The organism is Streptomyces monomycini (genome assembly GCF_022271435.1).
Lineage (GTDB): Bacteria > Actinomycetota > Actinomycetes > Streptomycetales > Streptomycetaceae > Streptomyces > Streptomyces monomycini.
In genome coordinates this window covers 353233-377407 of sequence record NZ_JAFIQY010000001.1, presented here as the reverse complement: position 1 = coordinate 377407, position 24175 = coordinate 353233, and the positions used below count along the sequence as shown (strand labels likewise).

Sequence of the window (24175 nt, the reverse complement as noted above, 5' to 3'; positions counted from 1 at the left end):
CGGGACCAACGCCGACCTCGGCGGACGTGCCGCGGCAGTGCAATGGGGGCGAGTGCGGGCACCGCACTCACAGCACTTCGGAAGGCACGCACCATGACCGCGACACCCGTGGAGAAGACGACCGGCGGTACGGCTTGGGAGGGGTTCGGCGGCGGCCCGTGGCGGGACGCCATCGACGTCCGCGACTTCGTCCAGCGCCACCACGTCCCGTACGAGGGCGGCGGCTCCTTCCTCGCGGGCCCGACCGAGCGCACCACCGCGGTGTGGCAGAAGCTGCTCGGCATGTTCCCGCAGGAGCGGGCCCGGGGCGTGTACGACGTGGACACCCGCACCCCGTCCCGCATCGACGCGTTCGCGCCCGGCTACATCGACGAGGAACGCGACCTCGTCGTCGGCCTCCAGACCGACGCCCCGCTCAAGCGCGCCATCATGCCCAACGGCGGCTGGCGGATGGTCGAGGGCGCCCTCGCGGCGTACGGGTACGAGGCCGACCCGGCGGTCAAGGAGATCTACACCCGGCTGCGCAAGACCCACAACGACGGCGTCTTCGACGCGTACACCCCCGAGATCCGCGCCTGCCGCTCCGCGGGCATCATCACCGGCCTGCCCGACGCCTACGGCCGGGGCCGCATCATCGGCGACTACCGCCGCGTCGCGCTCTACGGCGTCGACCGGCTCATCGAGGACAAGCAGGCCGCCAAGGCCGAGGCGGACGCGCAGTGGCCGACCGAGGACGTGATCCGCGAGCGCGAGGAGATCGCCGAGCAGATCAAGGCGCTCGGCGAACTGAAGGCCATGGCGGCCTCGTACGGCTACGACGTCTCCCGGCCCGCCGCCACCGGCCGCGAGGCCGTGCAGTGGCTCTACTTCGGCTACCTGGCCGCCGTCAAGGAGCAAAACGGCGCGGCCATGTCGATCGGCCGCATCGACACCTTCCTCGACATCTACCTGCGGCGTGATATCGAACGCGGCCTCCTGGACGAGCAGCGGGCGCAGGAGCTGATCGACGACTTCGTGATCAAGCTGCGTATCGTACGGTTCCTGCGCACCCCTGAATACAACGAGCTGTATTCGGGCGATCCCACCTGGGTCACCTGGTCGCTGGCCGGAATCGGCGAGGACGGCCGCCCGCTCGTCTCCCGTACGACCTTCCGCGCCCTCCAGACGCTGTACAACCTGGGCCCGGCGCCCGAGCCCAACCTGACCGTCTTCTGGTCGCCGCGCCTGCCGCGCGGCTTCAAGGAGTTCGCCGCGAAGACCGCCGTCGACACCTCCGCCCTCCAGTTCGAGTCCGACGACCTGATGCGGCCGAAGTACGGGGACGACACGGCCATCGCCTGCTGTGTGTCGGCCATGGCGGTCGGCAAGCAGATGCAGTTCTTCGGCGCCCGCGTCAACGTCGCCAAGGCCCTGCTGTACGCCATCAACGGCGGCCGGGACGAGGTGACCGGGAAGGCCGTGGTGGCGGGCTTCGAGCCGGTCGAGGGCGAGTACCTGGATTACGCCACCGTCGCCGAACGCTACGACGCGATGCTGGAGTGGCTGGCCGAGACCTACGTCCACGCGCTGAACGTCATCCACTACATGCACGACAAGTACGCCTACGAACGCCTCGAAATGGCCCTGCACGACCGCACCGTGCTGCGCACCATGGCCTGCGGCATCGCCGGTCTGTCCGTCGCCGCGGACTCGCTGTCGGCCCTCAAGTACGCCCGGGTGCGCGCCGTCCGCGACGCAACCGGGCTGGTCACGGGCTACGAGACCGAGGGCACGTACCCGGCGTACGGCAACAACGACGACCGGGCCGACGCGATCGCCAGGGACATCGTCCACACGTTCATGCAGAAGGTGCGCAAGCACCCCACCTACCGGGGCGCCGTGCACACCCAGTCGGTGCTGACCATCACCTCCAACGTCGTCTACGGGAGGAAGACCGGCGCCACACCGGACGGCCGTCCGGCGGGCGCGCCCTTCGCGCCCGGCGCCAACCCGATGAACGGCCGCGACGAGCACGGCTACCTCGCCTCCGCCCTGTCGGTCGCCAAGCTGCCGTACGACGACGCCGAGGACGGCATCTCGCTGACCAACACCATCACTCCGGACGCGCTGGGCCGCACCGAGCAGGAGCGGATCGCGAACCTGGCGGGTGTGCTGGACGGCTACACGGCCGGCGGCGGCTTCCACATGAACGTCAACGTGCTGGACAGGGCAACCCTGGAAGACGCCATGGAGCACCCCGAGAAGCACCCGCAGCTGACGATCCGGGTGTCCGGCTACGCGGTGAACTTCGTCCGGCTGACGCGCGAGCAGCAGCTCGACGTCATCAACCGCACCTTCCACGGAGCCCTGTGATGGCCCCCGAGACCGCGGTACCCCTCGCCGGAGCGAGAACGGCCCCGGCAGCCGCGACGCCGGCCGGTGCGGTCGGGCACCGGCCGGTCGCCGGCTCGGTGCACTCCTGGGACCTGTCCACGGGCGTCGACGGGCCCGGCATCCGCTTCGTGCCGTTCCTGGCGGGCTGCCCCCTGGCCTGCCTGTACTGCCACAACCCCGACACCTGGAAGATGCGCGACGGCAAGCGGGTACTGGCCGGCGACCTGGTGGCCGAAGCGGCGAAGTACCAGGCGTTCATCCGGGCCGCGGGCGGCGGCGCCACGCTCAGCGGCGGCGAACCACTCCTCCAGCCCGTCTTCGCCGGTGAACTCCTGCACCGCTTCAAGCACGAACTCGGCCTGCACACCGCCCTGGACACCTCCGGCTACCTCGGCGTCCGTGCCACCGACGCGCTGTTGCGCGACACCGATCTCGTGCTGCTGGACATCAAGGCCTGGGAACCCGCCCTCTACCAGAGGCTCACGGGTCGGCAACTGCGCCCGACCCTGGACTTCGCCCGGCGGCTGGCCCGGCTGGACAAGGAGGTGTGGGTACGCTTCGTCCTCGTTCCGGGGCTGACCGACGCCCCCGCGAACATCGAGGGCGTGGCCTCCTTCGTCGCCTCGCTCGGCAACGTGACCCGGGCCGACGTACTGCCTTTCCACAAACTCGGCGCCTCCAAGTGGGAACGCCTGGGGCTTGACTTCACGCTGCGGGACACTCCGGTTCCCACCGCGCCGGAAGTGGCGGCCGCACGCGGGATATTCGAGGAATACGGCCTGCCGGCAGTGTGAAACCCGCACTTTCCGTCAGCCGAACCGCACACTCGCAAAAGCCGCCGCGCGCGGCGCCTGCTTTCCCGGAGCGAGCGGGACGGCCCGCCCCTTGCACTTCTTGCCCGAGAAAAGGACGGCCGGTGTCTTCGTGGCGTTGCGGGCACCGTGGGCCCGCTGCTGCATCGTCAGGCACCGGCCGTTCGGCGGATTCTCGACCAGGTACGACTTGCCCTCCGGGCCCAGCCAGATGAACGACCCCTTCGCGGCGGACGCCTCGCCCGTGAAGAGGGTCGCGGCGAAAGTGAGTCCCGCGAGAGCTACGGCGACTGGACGGAAGACACGCATCGTTCATCCTCTTTCTGGAACGGTTTCCGGAACGGCCGGCCGGGCCGGTCTGTGTCCGGTCAACGACGCCCAGCGGTGTCCGACACGCCTGATACGTCCCATCGGGCCACCCGGGCGCCCGCACCGCCCTCCGTCCCCGCAAGCCCGGCGCAGGCGTCGTAACGGGCGAGCACGAGGCGGGCCATGGCGTCCTGGGCGCCGAGGGGGCGGGCGGTGATCACGCACCCCGCCCGGCCGGCCTCCACGCCGAGGCGGTCGGAGAAGCGGCCGGAGGCCATCAGGTAGGGCACCACCGCGATGCGGGTACGGCCGTCGGCACGCAGGTCAGCGACCGTACGGGCCAAGGACAGGCTGTCCGCGGCACCGTCGCACAGGACAGCCGGCCGTACCGGAACGGGGGCGCCCCGCCGGCCGCGCAGTGCCGCGCCCAGGTCCCGGGCGGCGGTGCGGCAGCTGTCGTTGCCGCCCGGACGACGCGAGCCGGCGGCGGCCAGGACGACGGCGTCCGCCGGAAAACCGGCGCGTGACTCGGCCTCCCGGAGGCGGTGCGCGAGTGCCTCGATGAGCAGCGGATGCGGAGCCAGCGGTTGCGCGGCGCGAGCGGGCCCGAGCAGCGCGGGCAGGTCCACGGAGAAATGAAAGCCCGTGCCCAGCAACAAAGGCACCACGATCGCGGGCACGCCGTGCAGGGCGGCCACAACTTCGTCGACCGTGGGACGGTGAATGTCGAAGAACGCGGTTTCCACCCGCAGCGCCGGACGCAGTGCGCGCACATGCGCCAGCAACTCGTATGTTTCCGTCTGCGCCCGGGCCTCGCGACTGCCATGAGCGGCGGCAATCAGTACAGGGAAAAGGGAGGCCATGCGGTCACGCTAAGCGCGCCCGCCCGCCGTCGTAAGGAACTGCTGGTCCCGGCTGCACCGGGACGACAGGCCCTGGTCAAAGGGCCGTTCGGCGCCGGGGGCGGGTGCGCGGCGGGCATAGCCTGAAAGCGCTGCGGCCCGGGAAGGCGGCGGGCTCGGGCGGCAGCGGTGGAAAACGGAAAACCGCGTCCCGTCGCCAAGCAGCTGGCAGGAGTGCTCTCATGGTGTCATCCACCGACCGGCCCACCCTTGTTCTCGTCGGTCACGGAATGGTCGGCCAACGGCTGCTGGAAGAACTCGCTGCACGGGACGCGCTCGCCGGACCGGACGGCCGAGGCGGGCCGGACGGGCCGGGCAGCCCGGGCGGCGGCGGGCGATGGCGCGTCGTGGTCCTCGCCGAGGAAGAGCGCCGCGCCTACGACCGCGTCCACCTCTCCTCGCTGTTCACCGGGACCACCCCGGAGGAACTGAACCTCGCCGACCCCGGCTTCTTCGCGCAGCACGACATCACGCTGCGCCTCGGCGACCCCGCCACCGCCGTCGACACCGCCGCCCGTACGGTGACCACGCGCCGGGGCGCCACGTGGCACTACGACGCACTGGTCCTGGCCACCGGCTCGTACGCCTTCGTGCCACCGGTCCCCGGCCGCGACGCGCCAGGGTGCTTCGTCTACCGCACCGTCGAAGACGTCCGCGACATCCAGGAGGCGGCGCGCGGCGCCCGCACCGCGGCCGTCGTCGGCGGCGGGCTGCTCGGCCTGGAGGCGGTCGGCGCCCTGCGCTCGCTCGGCCTGGAGACCAGTGTGGTGGAGGCCGCGCCCCGGCTGATGCCCGGTCAGGTGGACACGGGCGGGGCCGACGTCCTGGCCCACACCGTCGAGGCGATGGGCGTCCACGTGCACACGGACGCGGCGATCACCGAGGTCTGGACCGGCGTGGACGGCCGGGTGCGCGGCCTGTCGCTGTCGGACGGCAGCAGCGTCCAGGCCGACATCATCGTCTTCTCCGTGGGCGTACGGCCCCGCGACGAACTCGCCAGAACGGCCGGGCTCGACGTCGCGGACCGCGGCGGCATCGTGATCGACACCCGGTGCCGCACCTCGGCGCCGGAGGTCTACGCCCTCGGCGAGTGCGCCCGCGCCGCCGACGGCAACGTCTACGGGCTGGTCGCGCCCGGCTACCGGATGGCGGAAGCCCTGGCGGACACCCTGACCGGCAAGGAGGGCAGCTTCACCGGCGCCGACACCTCCACCAAGCTCAAACTGCTGGGCGCGGACGTCGCCTCCTTCGGCGACCCCTTCGCCCCGGACGCCGGCGGCTCGGTGCTCTGGGCCGACTCCGGCTCCGGGGTCTACAAGAAGCTGGTGCTCGGCCCGGACGGGCAGCTGATGGGCGGCATCCTGGTCGGGGACGCGGACGCGTACGGCACCCTGCGGCCCCTCGTCGGCGCCCGACTGCCCGGCCCGGCGGCCTCGTTCCTGCTGCCCGCCGACGCGTCGGGCCCGGTGGACACCACCGCGGTGCTCCCGGACGACGCGGTGATCTGCTCGTGCAACGGGGTCACCAAGAAGACGCTGCGCGACGCGGTGCGGGGCGGCGCGCACGACCTGGCCGCGGTGAAGAAGCGCACCGGCGCCGGCACCCAGTGCGGCGGCTGCGTCGGCGCCGTCACCTCCATCATGGAGGCGCAGCTGGCGGCCGAAGGCGTCGAGACGGGCCCCGGCGGCCTGTGCCCGGACTTCACGCAGACCCGCCGGGAACTGTACGAGATCATCCGGGTGACCGGCACCGACAGCTTCTCCCGGCTGGCCCGCGAGTACGGCGTACCCGGCCCGGACGGCAAGCCGCCGCACGGCTGCGCGGTCTGCCGCCCGACCGTCGCCTCGCTGCTCGCCACCCTCGGCCCGGAACTGGGCCTGCACCACATCCTGGACGGCGAGCAGGCCGCGCTCCAGGACACCAACGACCTCTTCCTCGCCAACCTCCAGAAGGACGGCACCTACTCCGTGGTGCCCCGCCTGCCGGCCGGCGAGATCAGCCCGGAACACCTCGTCGTGCTCGGCGAGGTCGCCCGCGACTTCGGCCTCTACACCAAGCTCACCGGCGGCCAGCGGATCGACCTGTTCGGTGCCACCGTCGACCAGCTCCCGGACATCTGGCGCCGGCTGGTCGACGCCGGTCTCGAATCGGGCCACGCGTACGGCAAGTCCCTGCGCACCGCGAAATCCTGTGCCGGTTCCCGCTGGTGCCGCTTCGGGCAGCGCGACTCGGTCGGCATGGCCGTGGAGCTGGAACTGCGGTACCGCGGCCTGCGGTCCCCGCACAAGCTGAAGCTGGCGGCCTCCGGCTGTGTCCGCGAGTGCGCCGAGGCGCAGAGCAAGGACGTCGGCGTCATCGCCACGGCCAAGGGCTGGAACCTCTACGTGGGCGGCAACGGCGGCGTCAAACCCCGCCACGGCGACCTCCTCGCCCAGGACCTCGGCGACGAGGAACTGATCCGGGTCGTCGACCGTTTCCTGATGTTCTACATCCGCACCGCGGACCGCCTGGAGCGCACCGCGGCCTGGCTGGAGCGGATCGACGGCGGTGTCGGACACGTACGGGACGTCGTCCTGCACGACTCCCTCGGGCTGGCCGACGAGCTGGAGTCCCAGATGCAGCGGCACGTGGCGGCCTACCGCGACGAATGGCAGGCCGTCCTGGACGACCCGGCGAAGCTGCGCCGCTTCACCAGTTGCTTCCCCGCCCCGGCCGGCCCGGCCGCGCCCGGCCACGTCCAGGTCCGTACGCACGAGGGCGAGTGGCAGTCCGTCTGCCTGCTGGAAGACCTGGAGCCGGGGCGCGGCATACCGGTCCGTGTCGGCGACGAGGCGGCAGCGGTCGCGCTCTTCCGCTCACCGGACGGCGAGGTCTTCGCCGTCTCCGACACCGACCCCGTCTCCCGGGCCGGTGTCATCTCCCGCGGCATCTACGGGGCGGTCGACGGAGTCCCGGTGGTGACCTCACCCATGTACAAGCAGCGCTTCGACCTGCGTACCGGCGCCTGCCTGGACGACGAGAGCCGGCACCTGCCCGTGCACGCGGTCCGGGTGCTGTAACCCGGCGGAGACGCTGACCGGGCCGGGCGCCCGGGTGGGGCGGGACGCTCCCGCCCCCTCGGGCGCACGCCCCGCCCCGGAATGCGCTCTCCGCGCGCCTGCCGTTCGCCTTTCGCGCCCCGCGTTCCCTGGCGTCACCCGCCGCCGTTCTGGGCACTGTCCGCAGTGGATCACTCGCACCGGGTCACCAGCCCGGTGCATCGCCCGAAAGGAACCCGACCCACCATGCGTCTTGCCCCACGCCTCACCGCCGCCCTCAGCGGTCTCGCCCTCGCCCTCGGCGGCGTCGTCGCCGCAGCCCCGGCCGTCCACGCGACCCCGCAGAACTGCTTCTACTACGTGATGGAGCAGCATCCCGACGCCGACCCCGAGGTGGTCGAACGAGGCTGTCTCCTCGGCGCCAAGGGAACCAGGGAGAGCCACCGCGCCTGCTACATGGAGCTGCGGCGGGCTTACGTCCCCGCGAAGATCGCCTACGACGGCTGCCGCCGCGCCGGCCAGAAGTAGCGGACGGGCGGACCCGGCCCGTCAGGGAGCAGGCGGATCACGGGCCCAGGGGCTACCGGAGCACCCCTGGGCCCGGCTTTTCGTGGGCCGGCGGCCCGGGATCAGCAGGCGCCGTGCAGCCGGGACAGCAGACGTTCGTGCGTCGCGGTGAAGTGCTTCCGTCCGGTGCCCGCCGCGATGTCGTCGGCGTCGGAGGCGGGCGGGGGAAGCGCCGAGATGAGGGACTGGACGGGGCCGGGGTGGTCGAGGGCGTGGAGGAGGCGGGCGAGGGCCTGCTCGCGGGCGTACGCGGTGCCGCCGAGTGCGGGACCGGCGAGTTCCTCGTGGCTGAGGACGCAGACGGCGGGGTGGTGCAAGAGCCATTGGCTGCGGCGCGCTTCGCGCATACCGGGGAAGCCGGGGTCGGTGAGGGCCAGGGTGATCTTGGCGTCCAGGGTGGGCTGCGCGGCGAGGATGTCGTGGTAGACGAGGTGTCCGGGCGGCGAGCCGTGCCGGTCCAGGGGCTGGGACAGGGCGTGGATCTGGCTGATGACGCGGTCGCGGAGGTCACGGTGGTGGAAGACGATGGGCGGCCGGCCGTCGGCGTGCCAGGCGCGCAGGAGCCCCGCGTCCACCGTGTGCAGGTCCAGGCCGGTGAGGTACCAGCAGCCCCGGCCCGGCAGCAGGCCGAGCAGTTCGGCTTCCGGCAGGCCCGCCAGGCGGGCCTCGATGTCCGGGGCGACGGAGGAGGCGGGCGTCGTCGGCTGGCCCAGACGCATCCACCACACCCGCCACAGGGCGCTGACCGCGTCCTGGAAGGCGTTCTGCAGGGCGGAGTTCCGGATCCGGTCGGCCGGGTTCAGCAAAAGCGCGGCGCGGTCGGCGCCGTAGGCCGCGCGCAGCAGCGGGTAGACCTCGCCCCGCCCGAGTTGTCCGGCCGGGGTGCGCGGGTCGCCGCTCATCGTGCCGTACGAGGTGTAGCCGAGCGCGGTGGTGACGTCGGCCAGGAGCGGGGTGCCGCTGCCGGGCAGCGAGACGACGATCAGCTGGGGCACGGCCATGGAACATCTCCGTCCAAAGGAAGGCAGAGCGGCCGGAAGGCGGCTCCGGGGAGTCGTCGGCCTGGCGGCGGGCGGCCGGGTGGGCCGGGCGGTCGGGCGGAGCGGTCGGCCGGGCCACCGCGCCGGGTGATCAGAACGGCCCGGGTGCCGGGACGGATGCACAGGTGGTGAGCAGCAGGTCCTCGTAGACGTGGTGCCGGCGGCCGGCCGTGCGGTGGCGCAGCAGCCGGGCAGCGTGCTCGTACGCGCCGGCTCCGGCCAGGGCACGGGCGAGGGTGTCCTGGATGATCTCGCGTTCCATCCGCACCCCGCCGATCCGCCGCATGCGCTCGCCCAGCGCGCCGAGCAGACCGGCCGCCGCCGCGGGGCGGCCCGCGGTGAGCTGCGCCAGGGCCTGGACCACCGGCGTCAGGACGTCGCGGAAGTCGGGCCGGTGGTCGGCGGCCGTACGGTAGGCCAGGGCGTGCAGGTCGTCGGTGGCCGCTTCGACGGCCAGGGCCAGGGCGAGATGGAAGGTGGGGAAGACCTCCGCCGTCCCGCCCGGCGCGGCGAGCAGGGCCCGCACCTGCTCCACGTCGCTGCGCCCGGCCGGTGTCTGTCCGGCCAGCAGCAGCCGCCAGTTCACCCCGGCCCGCATCCCCACGTCGCCGCGCTCCAGCGCCGTGTCGGCCCGTCGGCGTGCGTCGGGGAAGTCGCCGCAGGCGATCGAGTGCAGCGCGGCGTGCCAGTTCAGGTGCCGCGCCTGTACGGCGTGCGGGTCCGCGGCGAGCCATTCGTCCAGGTGCTCGACGCCGGCGCGGCCGGCACCCAGTTCGTGCTCGGCGTGCGCGAGAGCGTGCACGGCCACGCCCGAGCGGGGGTGGATCTCCAGCGCCTGCCGGGCCAGCCGGTGTGCCTCCCGTACGCGTCCCTGTTCCGCCCTGGTCATGGCCAGCCAGCCCGTCCAGGCCCAGCTGTCCGGGCCGGCCAGCGCCGACTGCTCCTCGACCAGGGCGTCACCGTGAGCGCGGTAGGCGGCTTCCCCGCAGGCGGGAAACGCGCCGAGCAGCAGGCCGGCCACCTCGTCGGCGGGCCACCGGGCGAAGTGCGCGATCAGGTGGTCGGCGGTCAGCCGGAACTGCCGGTGGGTGTGGAGGTACACCCCGTACACCAGGCTAGCCGCGCACTCGCCTGCCGCCTGCGCGTCCCGGTGCGCGACCACCAACTGGTCCTTCAGCGCCACGTCGGTCAGGCTGTCGGAGGTCGCCAGGGTCAGCAGCGCCCGTGCCACACCGTTGCCCGGGTCCTCGGCCGTCCACCGCCGCAGCAGGGGCAGCGCTCGCCCGCTCAGGGCCAGCAGCTCGGTCACCGCCTGGTCCTGCAGCCACGTACCCGCCGCCACCTTCACCGCAGTCACTTCCGCCGCTGCCATTTCAGCCGCCGCCATTTCCGCCGCCGTCCGCCCGTCTCGCCGTAGCCGTTCCGCCAGGTCGGATGGCTGACATGCAGCCCGCACGCCCGCCGTCCCCACCACGCCACCCGAACGCCGTGCTCACGTGTCCACCGCACTTCTCCTCTGTCCGTGACGGTAATCCCGGGCCCGCATCAGCCTGGCTGGTCCCCCCTTTCCCGGCCCACACGCGGATCAACGATCCAACCCGGCCCACGACACGTGCTCATTCATTGCGAGCCAGCCGGAAAGGCGATACGTCAGGCAGGCGAAGCCTTCCGCGACGGAAGGCATTGTCATACCCGCGGCGGTAGCCGCAGTTGGCGAAGTAGTAGGTCATTGCAGGGCTGCGTGACATCCGGACAGCCGCCCGTCGGCAGGGAGAACGCGCCGGTGGAGCCGGTGAGAAGGGTTCTGCCGGAACGAGAAGTGGCCACCATGCCCTCCCGGGACGAGGCGGACGGTGTTCGGCCCACGGAAGGCGAAGCAGATCATATGTAGGCTGTGCGGCCTCATCTCAGCAGGCATTGCACGAAGTTGACACGGCACTCGAAGCGTACGACGGGTTTGCTTGTCGGCCATCGGACGCTCTGCTCTCACTTGCTCTCTTCGCCGTTCACATTCGGCTGCCCAGAGATCGAGAGATTCGCGCGTCCGAAGTGTGCGACGGCGACACAAAAATGAAGGCGACACAAAAATGCATAAGAGAGGTTTGATCAGATGAAACGGAGACCGTTGCCGAAGAGGTCCCCATGGGGTCTCAGGGGTGTACCCCGAGCGGTCAAGGGAGCGTTCTGGCAGCGTGGCGTGGGTGCCACGCTGCTGTCCGTGTCGCTGCTGGCGGGGGTTCTGGGAACTGCGCCCGCCGTTGCGGACGAAGCCGTTGACCGGGACAACGCGCTCTTCATGCGCGGGCAGGTAGTTGACTACTGGACGGATGGCGGTACCGGTATCAAGGCGGCGGCGGAGCAGGCGCTGCTGGGCACGGACGAGGACATCGAGAAGTTCTTCGCCGAGAAGGACAGCATTGAGTTCGACGACGACTATGTGGCCGCCAGCCGGATGATCAGCGCCGGAGGGCCTGGACTCGGCGAGGCGGCCAAGAATGCCCTCAAGGCCAGCAAGCGCGACAATCCGGAGCCCTTACGGACCTTCCTGAGGGAGGGCTGGCAGGCGCCGTTGCGGCAGGACAACGAGGTCGAGGCCTCCAAGGTCATCAACTTCGGTGGCTACGGGGTCAAGGAGGCCGGTAAGGCGGCGCTGCGGGGCGGTCCGGAGGCGGTCAGTGCGTTCCTGGACAAGGGCCAGTACGCGGCGCGGCGTCAGGACAACGAGGTCGAGGTCTCGGCGCTGATCAACTCCGGTGGCCCGGCGGTCAAGGCGGCCGGGAAGGTGGCGCTCAAGGGCACGGCGGAGGACATCGCCGAGTTCCTGGAGATCGGGCAGTTCACCGCGCGGGCCCGTGACGAGGAGCACGCGACCATCGCCGAGCTGGCCGAGCAGGCCGCCAAGGCCGGTAAGCGGGCCGAGGACGAGACGGACAAGGCCAAGGACGCCTCCGACCGTGCGGTGAAGGCCGCGGAGGCAGCCAAGGAAGCCGCCGCTGAGGCGGCCAGTCAGACCGAGCTGGCCAAGAACGACTCGAAGCGTGCGGCCGTCAAGGCCAAGCAGGCCGCGGATGCGGCCCGGGGTGCTGCCGCGGCGGCCCAGCAGGCCATCGGTGCGGCCAACGCCGCCAACCGGGCGGCGCGCATCGCCGCGATGGCCGCCGCGCAGACCGCGGCGGCCGCCGCCAACGCGGCGAACGCGGCCAACGCCGCCTACAACGCCTCCATCGCCGCCGCCTCCGATGCGGGCAAGGCCGGGCACGCCCGGGACATGGCGAAGAAGGCGCACGACGCGGCCAAGATGGCCCGTAACTCCGTCGAAGCCGCCAAGAAGGCCAGCGCGGCCTCCCGGGCCTCCGGTGATGCGGCCCGGGCGGCGCTGAGCGCCAGCGACAACGCGGACTCGGCCGCCGACTCCGCCGAGCGCGCCAACCGCTTCGCCGATCAGGCCGGGGTCCACTCCGGCGAGGCCCGGAACGCCGCGATCGAAGCGCGCCGGCACGCGAATGAGTCCCGTCGGGCGGCCAACGCCGCCCAGGCGCTGGCCTACCGCTCGGCCGACGCCGCCGACGGGGCCCGGGCCGCCGCGGAGTCCGCGGCCAACCACGCGGAGAAGGCCGCGCTGGCGGCCGACGAAGCCGCCAAGCACGCGGGTGAGGCCGCCGACGCCGCGGCGGAGGCCACCAAGCACGCCAAGGCTGCCGAGGAAGCCGCCAAGGCGTCCGACGCCGCGGCCGCGGCCGCTACGAAGGTCTTCGACATCGCCCGCGCCACCGAGGCCGAAGACCTGGCCACCCGCACCGCCGCCGCCATCGAAGAAGCCCGGACCAGCAAGGCCCAGGTCGGCGAGCTGACCTCCGCCTCGGCCGCCGCCGCGGTCGAGGCCAAGTCGCTGGACGCCACCGCCGCCGAACTGGCCACCGAAGCCGCCAAGCCCGACGCCGACACCAAGGCCCTCGCGGCCAAGGGCCGGACACTGGCGATGCAAGCGCTGAAGCTGCGCGGCCCCTGGAGCCAGGAGGCGGCCACCCGGGCGCTGTCCGGCTCCGACGAGGACGTACTGGAGTACCTGCGCAGCGGCTGGCACAAGGCCGGGCTGGAGGAGATCCGCGAACGGGTCTTCCAGCTGAGCACCCAGAGCGAGTACGAGGTGGTGCGCACCGGTGCCGCCGCGGCGTTGAAGGGCTCGGACCAGCAGGTCAGGGACTTTTACACCACCGGTCAGTACGAGGTGGCCGTCACCGACCTGTCGGTGCGCGTCTCGCAGATCAACAACGCCGGCGGGCCGGGCGTCAAGGAGGCGTCCAAGGTCGCCCTGCGCGACGGCCGGGGCAAGGTGCTGGCCGCTTTCATCGCCACCGGCCAGTACGCCGCCCAGCACTCGGACGAGGCGGTCGACGCCTCCAAGCTGGTCAACACCGGCGGGCCGGAGGTCAAGGCCGCAGCGAAGGTCGCGCTGGCGGGTCCGGCGGAGGAGGTGCACGACTTCGTCGCGCTCGGTCAGTACATGGCCGACCGCAAGGACCAGCTCGCCGCCACCCACATCGCCCAGGTCCAGTCACTGGTCGCCGACGCCCAGCGCGTCGCCGCCCAGGCCCAGCACAACCGCTGGATCGCCGCCGGCGCAGCCGCCGAGGCCAACCGTGCCTCCGACGACGCCGCCAAGGCCGCCGCCGAAGCCAAGAAGAACGCCAAACTCGCCGACGGCTACCGCATCGACGCAGACAGGGCCGCCGACAGCGCCGAAGCCAGCGCCGCCCAGGCCGCCAAATCCGCCAAGGTCGCCCGCAACGCCGCCGACAACGCCCAACGCGACGCCGCCGACGCCGACCGCTCCGCGGCCCGGGCAGAATTCTCCGCCAACTACGCGCGGAATTCAGCCTTTGCCGCCGATGCGGCTGCCGATGAAGCCCGTGAATCCGCACTGGAGGCCGGGAAGAGCTCGGACGAAGCCTCCGCTCTCGCTTCCCAGGCGTGGGGTGAGGTGAAGAAGAAGCGGGAGGCCGAGGAGGCCGAGGCGCGCCGTAAGGCCGAGGAGGAGCGCAAGCAGAAGGAGAAGGAGCAGTCCGAGCAGAAGATCTGCTACGAACACCCCACCCGCGAGACCGCCGTCCTGCCCTGCCTGGCCGCCGGCGGCAAGCTCAAGCAGATCGAGATCGACCCCACATTGAAAGCCATCGTGTGGGAACTCGCCGACATCGACACCGCTTTGAACTGCGTGAAGGACCCCAATCTCGTCGACTGCGGGTCCTTCGTCATCGGCGTCACCCCCTGGGGCAAGGGCGCCAAGCTGGCTGGCAAGTTCATCAAGGCAGGCAGCAAAACGGCTGAACGCATAGCCAAGGGCACGCGGGCCGGGAAAGCAGCTCACTGCTTCCAATGCTTCCCGGCCGGCACCAAGGTGCTCATGGCCGACGGGTCGACAAAAAATATCGAAGCAGCGAAAATCGGCGACTCGGTGCTCGCCACCGATCCGGTCAGCGGAAAGACGGAACGTCATGCGGTGACCGCTCTCGTCATCACTGAGCACGACAAGCAGTTCAACGAACTCACCATAACCACCCCGCAGGGCGCCGGACACCTCACGGCTACCGGCGAGCACCCGTTCTGGTCTCCCTCTCGGGGGGACTGGGTCGAAGCCTCCCGGCTTCGGCCCGGAACGACACTTCGCACTTCCGATGGCGGCGAGACCAGGATCGAGGAGAATCGCTCCTTCGCCGGCAACGCGAGAACGTACAACCTGACAGTCGCGAACCTGCATACGTACTATGTGCTGGCCGGTGCCACGCCAGTCCTTGTACACAATTCCACCTGCTCCATGTCGTCGGCCATCGGAGACGACTCTCTGCTGACGAAACTCGCGGAGAAGTCGGTGAAGAACGATGAGGTTCAGGAGGATCTGGACAAGCTCTTCAAGCAGTTGGCCCAGGGGAACATGAACCCTGGGATCGGCGGCAAGGCGCTCAGCGGTACGGATGTCACCTATGCGCGTGGCTCCAACGGTGGCCGACTGTTCTTCAGGAACGTCAGCGGCGGCATCCAGATCGTGGGGAAATCGGACAAGAAGTACGAGAAAAGGGTCATAGCGAGGTTGATGCAGCTTTATGGAAAATAGTCCATTTTACACCATAAAGGAAGCCCAGTTCGACGTTACGTTCATCCTGGGCGCCGATGACGACAGCGATACCGTCGAGAACATCGACGCCGAGGTCGTACTGGCCGACGGAACCAGATGGAGCGCCACGTTCCTCACGCTTCACGAGATCTCCCGGATCATGGATCGCTGGTCCACGACGGGGGAGAGCTTGCACGGCGCATATTTCCAATGTCCGGACCTGGTGATCACCCGAAAAGGTGGGATCGATGCGATGGTCGATGTTCTCCGGGAGATGATCGAGACAGGTGGTCCGGAGGGAAAGCTCGGCAAGCTGACCTAGTGACACGCATCGTCCGCCGGTCCGAAAGGAGCAGGACAGAGGCGGACCGGCGGGTGCGTTCTCCCGTCGGGTAGAACGTCACCCCGGCAGGACTCCTCGGGGGGTGAAGGGCCCGGTCCTGGCCCTTCACCCCCGCCCCGGAGGCACAGGCCGGGAACCGTCACGTGACCAGGCGCAGCCAGGCCTCCGCGAGTGCGGCGTGACCGGCCGGGGTCGGGTGGACGCCGTCCTCGGCCCAGTACTCCGGGCCGGTCGTCGTGGCGAGTTCGGTGAACATGCGGTCGGCCGGGAGCAGCTGCGCCTCGTAGGCGCGGGCGAGTTCGCGTACGGCCTGGATCTTCGGGTCCAGGTCGGCGCGCCATCGTTCGCGCTCTTCCGGCCCGATGCGCGCGGTACCGGCTCCGGCCTCGACGACGCCGTGGACCGGGAGCAGGAACGGTTCGACGAGGATCAGCTCCGTGCCGGCCGCGGCGAGGGGCGCGAGCAGGCGGTCGTAACCCGCCGCGAACTCCTCCACGGGAATCACGTACCCCTCCGGGTCCAGGGTGTGCCAGCCCATGTCGTTGACGCCGACGAGGATCGACACCACGTCCGGGCGCGCGTCGAGCACGTCCGTCTGCCACCGGGGTTCGAGGTCCCGTACCTTGTGGCCCGCGATCGCGGAGTTCAGCCAGGTCACGGGCCGGTCCGGGTGCCGCAGGCCCCACTCGCCCGCGATGCGCAGCGGGTAGCCGAAGCCGAGGCCGTCCTCGCTCGTCAGCCGCCGGCTGTCGGTGATCGAGTCGCCGGTGAACAGCACGGTGGCTCCCGGGCGAAGGGTGATCGTCATGGGTGCTCCTGGAAGAGAAGGGCGGAGGGAACGAGGACTTGGGCGGTTCAGGCTGCCGGGATGCCGAACCACTGGTCGGCGGCCCGTTCGAACGCGTGCGGGTCGAAGCCGCGACCGCCCGCCCAGGCGACGATGCCGTCCGGGCGGATGAGCACGGCGTCCAGGCCGAGGTCGTTCTTCGCCGTCCCGGCTGTGTGACGCAGGCGGCCCGGCCGGCCCGTCGCCGCATCGCGCAGGCGGCGTTCGGTGCTCAGATCGAGGGCGACACCGCGTCCGTCCCGCAACAGCTCCCCGAGCCGGGTGCCGTCTTCGAGGCGGAGGTCCGGGGCGCTGCGGCCGGTCAGCGGGTGCTCGCCGCCGAGGTCGTAGCGGATCGACGCGCCCGACACCTTCGCGAACACCTGGGTCGTCCCGTCACGGGTTCCGAGCAGGTCGCGCAGCACCGACTGGATGGCCCGGCCGTGCGGACCCGGCCGCATCACCGCCGTTTGGGCGCGTGTCCAGTCGAGCACCGCCGCGCCGACCGGGTGCCGTTCGCGGGTGTAGGTGTCGAGAAGTCCGTCCGGCGCGTGCCCGTGCACGGTCGCCGCGAGCTTCCACCCCAGGTTCACGGCGTCGCCGATGCCGAGGTTGAGCCCCTGCCCGCCGAGGGGGGAGTGGATGTGCGCGGCGTCGCCCGCGAGCAGGACGCGCCCGAGCCGGTAGACCGTCGTCTGCATCGCCCGGTCGGTGAAGTCCGAGACGAGACGGACGTCGCTCAGCGTCACACCGGTGCCGGACACGCGGCGCAGCACCGTCTGGAGGTGGTCGAGAGAAGGCCGCCGCGAGCGGTCGAACGCACCGCCGTCGAAGTCCGTCATGCCGATGTACTCCTGGGCGGGCATCCGGAGGTACATGCCGGCCGGCGTCAGGTTGAACCCGGGAGCCAGCTCGTCGGGGCCGGCGACCGTGGCGAGCATGACGTAGCCGGTGAACAGCGGTTCGGTGCCGACGAACGGGAATCCGGCGAGCCCGCGCACCGTGCTGCGTCCGCCGTCGCAGCCGACGAGCCAGCGCGCCGCGTACGGGTGCTCGCCGGCGTACGCGACCACGCCCTCGTCGTCCTGCGTGACGGCCGAGACCGTGACACCGCGCCTGATCTCCACGCCGAGCCGGGACGCCCGCTCGGACAGCACCGCCTCGATCGTTTCGAGGCTCGTCAGCATGCCGCCCGCCGCCGGGCCGGGAAGCCGGAACGGCAGGGCGTCGAAGTCGACCTTGGCCGGATCGAGCATCATGCCGGCGAAGTGGCCCACGCCGGGAGGGGGAGAAGATTGGTCCGTTGCGGGTGCTGCGCCGGGGCGCGTGCCTGGGGCGTCGTGTACGCCCGACCTTGTGTGCAGCGGGTCCAGCATCCCGCGGCGGTAGAACGCCTCGACCGACGCGGCGGACAGGCCCCGCATCCCGAGCGGGGCCGCCTTCCACGGGGAGCGGGGCTCCGGCTCCCGTTCGAGCACCAGGACGGAGCAGCCTGCGAGGCCGAGTTCGCAGGCAAGGAACAGGCCTACCGGGCCGGCGCCCACAATGAGTACGTCATGCATGAGGTTTCCTCGTCTTCGGGATGTCAGGCATCGGAAGACTGCCGCCGGTCACTCACACGGGGCGCACACGGCGCTGACAGCCCTGCACAGGGCGTTGACGCTCCGAGTGCAGGCATCGCCCGAGTCAGGCGGCCCCGCCCTGGCCGTGTCAGTAAGTCGGGGCTCTGGTCCGCCAGTAAGCGGCGACCAGGAGCACGCGGTCCTCTCATCCGGCGACCAGCAGTTGCGGGACAGCCCTCAGGGTTCGTCGGTGTGCGCGAAGTCGGGAGAGAGGCCGGTGTCGCGGCGCGGGCAAGGCGCGTCGGCGACACCGGCCGGTCCGCTCGGGGGTGTTCGGCCGTGGCTTCGGCGGCGAACGCGAGGTTCGCGAAGTGACGGAGCGGAGCGGCCGGGTGGGGCAGGCCCGCATGCGTACGCCCTTGAGTCACCCCGACGGAACCTGGATGCAACAGGCAATTCCACCTGCAAAAGTAAGTTGCTGCATACTTTTGCGGGTGGGGTTGCGCATTCGGTGGGCCCTGGCGTTGTGGGGGCTTTGAGGATGGGTACGGGAACACCGGCCGACGGCGACTTCGGCGCGCTCCTGCAGCGCCTGCGCAAGAGCGCCGGGCTCACGCAGGAGGAGCTGGCGCAGAGCGCGGGGGTCAGCGTGCGGGCCCTGTCGTACATGGAGCGCGGACGCTCGCGGGGGCCGCAGCGCCGGACCGTGCAGGCCCTGGCCACGGCCCTGCGCCTGAGCCCGCAGGATGCGAGGGAACTGGAGCGCCTGGCGAGTCTGGGCCGGCCCCGTCGGCCCCCTACGACGCAGGCACTGCCGCCTGCTGCCGTACGGGACGCCGTGGCACCCACGAGTGCGCCCGATCTGCTGCCACGCGCGCCGCGCGGCTTTCACGGGCGGGCGGCGGAGCTCGCCGCGGTGTCCCGGGCCGCCGTGGGCGAGGCGCCCGTCTGTCTGGTCGTCGGGCCCGCCGGGGTGGGCAAGACGGCGCTCGTGCTGCACTGGGCCCACCACAGCCGCGCCGCGTTCCCCGACGGGCGGCTCCACGCCGACCTGCGCGGCTTCGGCGACCAGGGCGAGCCCTCTTCCATGGAGGTGCTGCGCGAGTTCCTGCTGGCGCTCGGTGTGGCGCACGGCCGGATACCGGAGTCGGTGAACAGCGCGGCCGCGCTGTTCCGGTCGCTGGCCGCCGACCGCCGGCTCCTCGTGGTGCTCGACAATGTGCGGGACTCCGAGCAGGTCAGAGTGCTCCTGCCCGGTGGAAGCCGCTGCGTCACCGTCGTCACCAGCAGACACCGGCTGCCGGGGCTGATCGTCACCGACACCGCCCGGCCCGTCGCCGTGGACGTGCTCGGGCCGGCGGACGGCACGATGCTCCTGGCCCAGGTACTCGGCGCCGAACGGGTCCGCGCGGAGCCGGCGGCTGCGCGACGCCTGGCCGAGCTGTGCGGCGGACTGCCCCTGGCGCTGCGGGTGGCGGCCGCCCGGCTGGCGCAACGGCCCACCTGGCCGCTGAGCGCGATGGCCGCCGAACTGTCCGACGAGACACGCCGGCTGAGCCTGCTGGACGTGGAGGACACCAGCGTGCGAGCGGCGCTGCGGGTGACGCTGCACCAGCTCCCGGAGCCCGTCGTCCGCCTGTTCGCGCATCTCGGCCGCCACCCCGGCACGCACGTCGACCGGTATGCCGCGGCGGCCCTCGCGGACACGGACCCGGCAGCCGCCGAGACCGGTTTGGAGCGGCTGGCCGTCGCGCACCTCGTCACGGAGACGATGCCCGGCCGCTGGTCGATGCACGACCTGGTGCGGCTCTACGCACGGAGCCTGGACGCCGGGCCCGATGCGCTCAAGCGCGTGCTCGACCACTACATCGCCACGGGCCTCGCGGCGGTGGCCGCGGCCGAGCCCGGCAACGAGGAGTGCTTCCCGCTGCCGAAGGACTACCTGCCACCCACCGCCGTGCGCACGTTCGGCGACCGGTCCGCCGCCGTGGCCTGGTACGCGGCCGAGAGGGACGACCTCACCCTGGCGGTGGCCGCGGCGCGCGCCGCCGCACTGCACGGCAGGACCTGGCGGCTCGTCATGACGCTGTGGCCGCTGATCGTGTGGCGCGTGCGCGACGGCTGGGTACCGCTCCTTGAGACCGCGCTCGAAGCGGCCCGGACCGACGCCGACCGGCACGGCGAGTCACGGGTGCTCAACGTCCTCGGCTGGATCCTGATCGAGGAGAAGCGCGTCCCGCAGGCGCTCACCCACCTGGAGGCCGCCCGCGCCCTCGCCTCCCGGACCGGGGACACGGTGGCCGAGGCGAACGCCCTGATCGTTCTGGCCATGGCACAGGCGGCGCTCGGCAGCCTGGTCGAGGCCGCGCAGGGATGCGAGCGGGCGGTGGAGCTGGCGCGCCAGGCCGGCGACCGGACCATCGAGAAACTGGCCCTGCAGCACCTCGCCCGCCACTGGGCCGACGCCGCGAAATGGCACCAGGCCCTCGACACCGCGACCCAGGCCCTGGCTCTCCACGACCGGCCGGACACGACCGACATCCCCCGGACCCTGCTGCTCATGGTGAGAGGGGAGGCGCTGCTGGGGCTCGGGGACGAGACCGAGGGCATCAGGCAACTCGACGCGGCGGCCCGGGAAGCGGAGTCCTCCGGCTACGACGACGGAGCGGTACGGGCGCTCGGCGCACTGCTGCGCGTAGCGGCCGACGCGGGCCTCCAGGCACGGTACGACGCGGCCCTCGCGCGGCTCACCACCCGGACGTGAACCGCTGATTCGCCGCTCCCGGCCGCCCCCGCGTGCGCTACCGCCGCCGTCAACCGGCTCACCACTCCGGCCAGGTCACCCACGCACCGTCACGTTCCACAGAACGAGCACCGGAGCCCGCAGTCGGTGACACAGCCGCCCGCCCCGCCTCGGGAACTTTCCGGCCTGCGCGCGAAGATGGGCGGATGGGCAGGGGCAGGGGCAGGGACGGGAACGGGGATGCGCGGCTTCGCGTGATGCTGCTGGGGGCCGGTGCCTTGCAGGTGTCTCGCGGTGGCACGGTCCTGCCGGTCGCGGGGGCGCGGCTGCGAGGGCTGACCGTACGGTTGGCGCTCGCCGGCGGGCGCGCGGTCGAGCAGGGGGCCCTGGTGGACGCGATCTGGGCCGATGACCCGCCTGGAGGGCCTGCCCACGCCCTCCAGGCACTGGTCTCGCGGCTGCGCCGGGCCCTCGGCGCGGCCGGCGCCGTGGCGCGGACCGCGGGCGGCTACCGGCTGGACGTGGCCGAGGCCGACGTGGACGTACTGCGGTTCGAACAGCTCGCCGCCGCCGGACGGGACCGCCTGCGCGCCGGTGATCCGCATGCCACGGCGTCCGTGCTCGGCGAGGCCATGGCGCTGTGGGGCGACCGCCCCGGCACCGAGCCGGCGGCCGTCGCCGCGGTGACGCCCGCCGCCGCGACCCGGCTGGCCCACACCTCGGCCGAGGCCGTGGCCGACCTCGCCGACGCCGAACTGTCCCTGGACCGTGCCGACGCGGCCGCCGCCCGCCTGACCGCCTTGCTGGCCGAGCAGCCCGTCCACGAGCGGGCGGCCGCGCTGCTCATGGACGCGCTCGCCGCCCAGGGCCGCCAGGCCGAAGCCCTGGCCCTGTACGAGCGGGTCCGCGTAACCCTGGCCGACGGTCTCGGCGCCGATCCGGGGGCCGCTCTGCGCGAGCGCCATCTGAGGCTGCTGCACGCCGCCGAGCAGCCGGCCCCGGACGACGTACGGACCAGACCGGGACATCTGCCCGCGCCGCTGACCAGCTTCGTCGGGCGCGCCGACGGCCTCGCCCGGATCGAGGCGCTGCTCGCCGCCGGGCGCCTGGTCACCGTGACCGGCCCCGGCGGCGCCGGCAAGACCCGGCTCGCCGTCGAGGCCGCCCGCCGCCACCGGCACGCGTACCGCGACGGCGCCTGGATGATCGACCTCGCCTCGGTCACCGAGCCGGCCAAGGTCGGCGCGGCCCTGCTCGCCGGGACCGGGATACGCGGCGGCGCGCCGGCCGAGGCCCGGGTGCGGGCGGCCGACGACGAGCTGGACGTTCTCGTCGACCGGCTCGGCGGCCGGGAGAGCCTGCTGCTCGTCGACAACTGCGAGCACCTGATCGACGCCGTGGCCCGCCTGGTCGCGGCCCTGCTGCCCCGGTGCCCCGGGCTGCGCGTGCTCGCCACCAGCCGCGAACCTCTCGCGGTCGACGGCGAGTCACTCGTACCGCTCGGCCCGCTCGCGCTGCCCGGCCCGGACGACGGTGTGGAGCAGGCCCGGCGGGCGGCGGCGGTACGCCTGTTCACCGAGCGGGCCGCGGCGGTGCGTCCCGGCTTCGCGGTCGACGCGGTGACCCTGCCGGAGGTCCGGCGGGTGGTCCGCAGTCTGGACGGGATGCCACTGGCCCTCGAACTGGCCGCGGCCCGGCTGCGGACGCTGTCCCTGCCCGAGCTGGCCGACGGGCTCCGCGACCGGTTCAGGCTGCTCACCACCGGCAGCCGCGCCGCGCTGCCGCGGCACCGTACGCTGCGCGCGGTCATCGCCTGGAGCTGGGACCTGCTGAGCGCACACGAACGTACGGTCGCCGAACGCGTCTCGGTCCTGCCCGGCGGTGTCACGGCGGCCGCGGCCACCGCGCTCCGCGCCGGAACCGCGGTGCCGGCCGCCGAGGTCCCCGAACTGCTCGCCGCCCTGGTCGACAGGTCCCTGCTGCACTTTGCCCCCGTCCCCGGCCGCTACCGCATGCTGGAGACGCTGCGCGAGTACGGCACCGACCGCCTCGCCGCGGCAGGCGACCTCGACGCCGTCCGCGACCTGGCCGCCGGCCACTCCGCCGAGCTGATGGCCCGGTACGACCCGCAGCTGCGCGGGCCCGGCCAACTGGCGGCCCTGCACGTCATCAGCGACGAGTACGACAACACGCTCGCCGCCCTGCGCCGACGGTGCGACACCGGCGACGCCACCGGCGCGGTCGCCCTGGCCCTGCGGCTGGCCTGGTACTGGCAGATGCTCGGCCGGCACCGCGACGCGGCCTACTGGCTGGGCGAGGCGCTGGCGGTGCCCGGCGGCGTACCGACGCCCGACCGTGCCTGCGCCCACGCGATCCACCTGCTCAACCGGTTCGTCACCCGGCCGGGGAGGACCGCGGGGGAGGCCGCGGCCGACCGGTCCGAGATGCACGAGGTGGCCGAGCGGCTGCTCGCGTACCCGGAACTGCCCGCCTCCTACGGCGCCCTCACCGCCCTCCCGCTCGTGTTCCTCCAGGAGGGGAAGAGCACGCCCGCGATCATCGGGCAGCTGGCCGACGGTGACGACGTGTGGCTGTCCGGACTGGCCCGCATGTTCCGGGCCCAGTTCGCCGAGAACGCGGGCGAACTCGACGCGATGCGCCCCGACGTGGAAGGAGCCCTCGCCTGTTTCCGGCAGGCCGGCGACCGCTGGGGCCAGGCCGTCACGCTGCCCTTGCGCGCCCAGCTGCGGCAGTACGACGACGACCTCGACGGCGCGCTGGCCGACCTGCGCGAAGCCCGTTCGCTGGCGGCCGGGTTCGGCTCGCTGAGCGTCGGTGACGAGGTCTTCGGCGACCTGCGCTGGATCGACCTGTACCTGCGGCGCGGCGACACCGACCGGGTGATCGCGACCATCGACTCGGCCCGGGAGCGGGCGCGGCGCATGAGCGCGCCGGAGATGCTGTTCCTGGTCGACGCGTGGGAAGCCGTCTTCCGGGTGCGGCGCGGCGACCTGGACCGGGCGCGGGAACTGCTCGACGGAGCCGAACGGGGCCTGCACGGCGGCACCCTGTTCCCCGGCGACCACGCGCGGACGCTGGTCGGCAGCGTACGGGCCTCGCTCTGCCTGGAGACGGGGGACCTGGCCGGCGCGGAGAAGGCGCTGGCCACGGCGTACGCGGCTGCGCTGGCGGCCCGGGACCTGCCGATCCTGTCGCTGGTGGCGGTGCAGGCGGCCGCGCTCGCCCAGGCACACGGGCGGCAGCACCGGGCCGCCGTCCTGCTCGGCGCCGCCTCCCGGCTGCGCGGCGCCCACGACCGTACCGACCGGCAGGTTCGCGACCTCACCCGCCGAGGGCGGGCCGCGCTGGGCGAGGACGCCTTCGCCGCGGCGTACGGGACGGGCTGGGAGCTGGACGGGAAGACGGCCGTGACCACGGTTGACCCGGACCGGCTGCGCCGGGAACGCGGGGCGGCTCGTCCGGAGCACGGGTGAACTGGCCGGCGCGCGCCGTGTCCTGACAGGTGGCGGTACGTCAGTCATGTCGGT

General features: G+C 72.4%; 14 protein-coding genes. 8 read left to right on the top strand and 6 right to left on the bottom strand.

Annotation, left to right across the window (positions count from 1 at the left end; all coding sequences use genetic code 11):
* The first annotated feature begins 93 nt into the window (after positions 1-93).
* Positions 94-2352 (top strand): formate C-acetyltransferase, encoded by a 2259-nt coding sequence (gene pflB, locus JXZ78_RS01525; RefSeq protein ID WP_030018428.1) that lies wholly within the window; start codon positions 94-96, stop codon positions 2350-2352.
* Entirely contained in the window at positions 2352-3167 is an 816-nt protein-coding gene (gene pflA / locus JXZ78_RS01520; RefSeq protein WP_030018427.1) for a pyruvate formate-lyase-activating protein, read from the top strand. Before pflB ends, pflA begins: the two co-directional genes overlap by 1 nt.
* A 15-nt stretch (positions 3168-3182) precedes the next feature.
* Here pflA and JXZ78_RS01515 read toward each other — a convergent pair whose 3' ends face one another.
* Both JXZ78_RS01515 and JXZ78_RS01510 read right to left on the bottom strand, forming a co-directional pair.
* Positions 3183-3494: a hypothetical protein gene (locus tag JXZ78_RS01515; protein WP_030018426.1), complete on the bottom strand. Its 312-nt coding sequence runs from the start codon at positions 3492-3494 to the stop codon at positions 3183-3185.
* Between the two features lie 59 nt (positions 3495-3553).
* Positions 3554-4357 carry a sirohydrochlorin chelatase gene (locus tag JXZ78_RS01510; RefSeq protein WP_078624013.1) on the bottom strand — a complete coding sequence of 268 codons (804 nt, stop codon included), beginning with the start codon at positions 4355-4357 and terminating at the stop codon, positions 3554-3556.
* Between the two features lie 221 nt (positions 4358-4578).
* Between JXZ78_RS01510 and nirB the strand changes: the two genes are divergently transcribed.
* Positions 4579-7455 (top strand): nitrite reductase large subunit NirB, encoded by a 2877-nt coding sequence (gene nirB, locus JXZ78_RS01505; protein WP_030018424.1) that lies wholly within the window; start codon positions 4579-4581, stop codon positions 7453-7455.
* 225 nt (positions 7456-7680) lie between these two features.
* Entirely contained in the window at positions 7681-7962 is a 282-nt protein-coding gene (locus JXZ78_RS01500) for a hypothetical protein (protein ID WP_030018423.1), read from the top strand.
* 101 nt (positions 7963-8063) lie between these two features.
* On the opposite strand, the gene JXZ78_RS01495 is transcribed toward JXZ78_RS01500, so the two are convergent.
* On the bottom strand, positions 8064-9002 hold the full coding sequence (locus tag JXZ78_RS01495; RefSeq protein ID WP_030018422.1) for a hypothetical protein: 939 nt from the start codon (positions 9000-9002) through the stop codon (positions 8064-8066).
* A 130-nt stretch (positions 9003-9132) separates the two neighbouring features.
* A complete protein-coding gene (locus JXZ78_RS01490) occupies positions 9133-10413 on the bottom strand; it encodes a tetratricopeptide repeat protein (protein WP_050502125.1) in 1281 nt (426 codons plus the stop codon).
* 825 nt (positions 10414-11238) lie between these two features.
* Between JXZ78_RS01490 and JXZ78_RS01485 the strand changes: the two genes are divergently transcribed.
* Positions 11239-15153 (top strand): polymorphic toxin-type HINT domain-containing protein, encoded by a 3915-nt coding sequence (locus JXZ78_RS01485; protein ID WP_238782607.1) that lies wholly within the window; start codon positions 11239-11241, stop codon positions 15151-15153.
* Complete coding sequence (locus JXZ78_RS01480) at positions 15143-15475, top strand: hypothetical protein (protein ID WP_030022155.1); 333 nt, start codon at positions 15143-15145, stop codon at positions 15473-15475. The genes JXZ78_RS01485 and JXZ78_RS01480 overlap by 11 nt, the downstream gene beginning before the upstream one ends.
* 160 nt (positions 15476-15635) lie before the next feature.
* Here JXZ78_RS01480 and JXZ78_RS01475 read toward each other — a convergent pair whose 3' ends face one another.
* A complete protein-coding gene (locus JXZ78_RS01475) occupies positions 15636-16304 on the bottom strand; it encodes an SGNH/GDSL hydrolase family protein (protein WP_030022154.1) in 669 nt (222 codons plus the stop codon).
* A 47-nt stretch (positions 16305-16351) separates the two neighbouring features.
* Positions 16352-17884: an FAD-dependent oxidoreductase gene (locus tag JXZ78_RS01470; protein WP_030022153.1), complete on the bottom strand. Its 1533-nt coding sequence runs from the start codon at positions 17882-17884 to the stop codon at positions 16352-16354.
* Positions 17885-18425: 541 nt separating this feature from the next.
* Here JXZ78_RS01470 and JXZ78_RS01465 point away from each other — a divergent pair.
* Together JXZ78_RS01465 and JXZ78_RS01460 are read left to right on the top strand one after the other, a co-directional pair.
* Positions 18426-20648: an XRE family transcriptional regulator gene (locus tag JXZ78_RS01465; RefSeq protein WP_050502742.1), complete on the top strand. Its 2223-nt coding sequence runs from the start codon at positions 18426-18428 to the stop codon at positions 20646-20648.
* Between the two features lie 236 nt (positions 20649-20884).
* Positions 20885-24121 (top strand): ATP-binding protein, encoded by a 3237-nt coding sequence (locus JXZ78_RS01460; protein ID WP_030022151.1) that lies wholly within the window; start codon positions 20885-20887, stop codon positions 24119-24121.
* Positions 24122-24175 lie beyond the last annotated feature (54 nt).

What these genes read in the sequence shown, in the direction of transcription:
- pflB (WP_030018428.1), top strand. Translation starts at nt 94, where the DNA reads ATGACCGCGACACCCGTGGAGAAGACGACCGGCGGTACGGCTTGGGAG.
- pflA (WP_030018427.1), top strand. Translation starts at nt 2,352, where the DNA reads ATGGCCCCCGAGACCGCGGTACCCCTCGCCGGAGCGAGAACGGCCCCG.
- JXZ78_RS01515 (WP_030018426.1), bottom strand. Translation starts at nt 3,494, where the DNA reads ATGCGTGTCTTCCGTCCAGTCGCCGTAGCTCTCGCGGGACTCACTTTC.
- JXZ78_RS01510 (WP_078624013.1), bottom strand. Translation starts at nt 4,357, where the DNA reads ATGGCCTCCCTTTTCCCTGTACTGATTGCCGCCGCTCATGGCAGTCGC.
- nirB (WP_030018424.1), top strand. Translation starts at nt 4,579, where the DNA reads ATGGTGTCATCCACCGACCGGCCCACCCTTGTTCTCGTCGGTCACGGA.
- JXZ78_RS01500 (WP_030018423.1), top strand. Translation starts at nt 7,681, where the DNA reads ATGCGTCTTGCCCCACGCCTCACCGCCGCCCTCAGCGGTCTCGCCCTC.
- JXZ78_RS01495 (WP_030018422.1), bottom strand. Translation starts at nt 9,002, where the DNA reads ATGGCCGTGCCCCAGCTGATCGTCGTCTCGCTGCCCGGCAGCGGCACC.
- JXZ78_RS01490 (WP_050502125.1), bottom strand. Translation starts at nt 10,413, where the DNA reads ATGGCAGCGGCGGAAGTGACTGCGGTGAAGGTGGCGGCGGGTACGTGG.
- JXZ78_RS01480 (WP_030022155.1), top strand. Translation starts at nt 15,143, where the DNA reads ATGGAAAATAGTCCATTTTACACCATAAAGGAAGCCCAGTTCGACGTT.
- JXZ78_RS01475 (WP_030022154.1), bottom strand. Translation starts at nt 16,304, where the DNA reads ATGACGATCACCCTTCGCCCGGGAGCCACCGTGCTGTTCACCGGCGAC.
- JXZ78_RS01470 (WP_030022153.1), bottom strand. Translation starts at nt 17,884, where the DNA reads ATGCATGACGTACTCATTGTGGGCGCCGGCCCGGTAGGCCTGTTCCTT.
- JXZ78_RS01465 (WP_050502742.1), top strand. Translation starts at nt 18,426, where the DNA reads ATGGGTACGGGAACACCGGCCGACGGCGACTTCGGCGCGCTCCTGCAG.
- JXZ78_RS01460 (WP_030022151.1), top strand. Translation starts at nt 20,885, where the DNA reads ATGCTGCTGGGGGCCGGTGCCTTGCAGGTGTCTCGCGGTGGCACGGTC.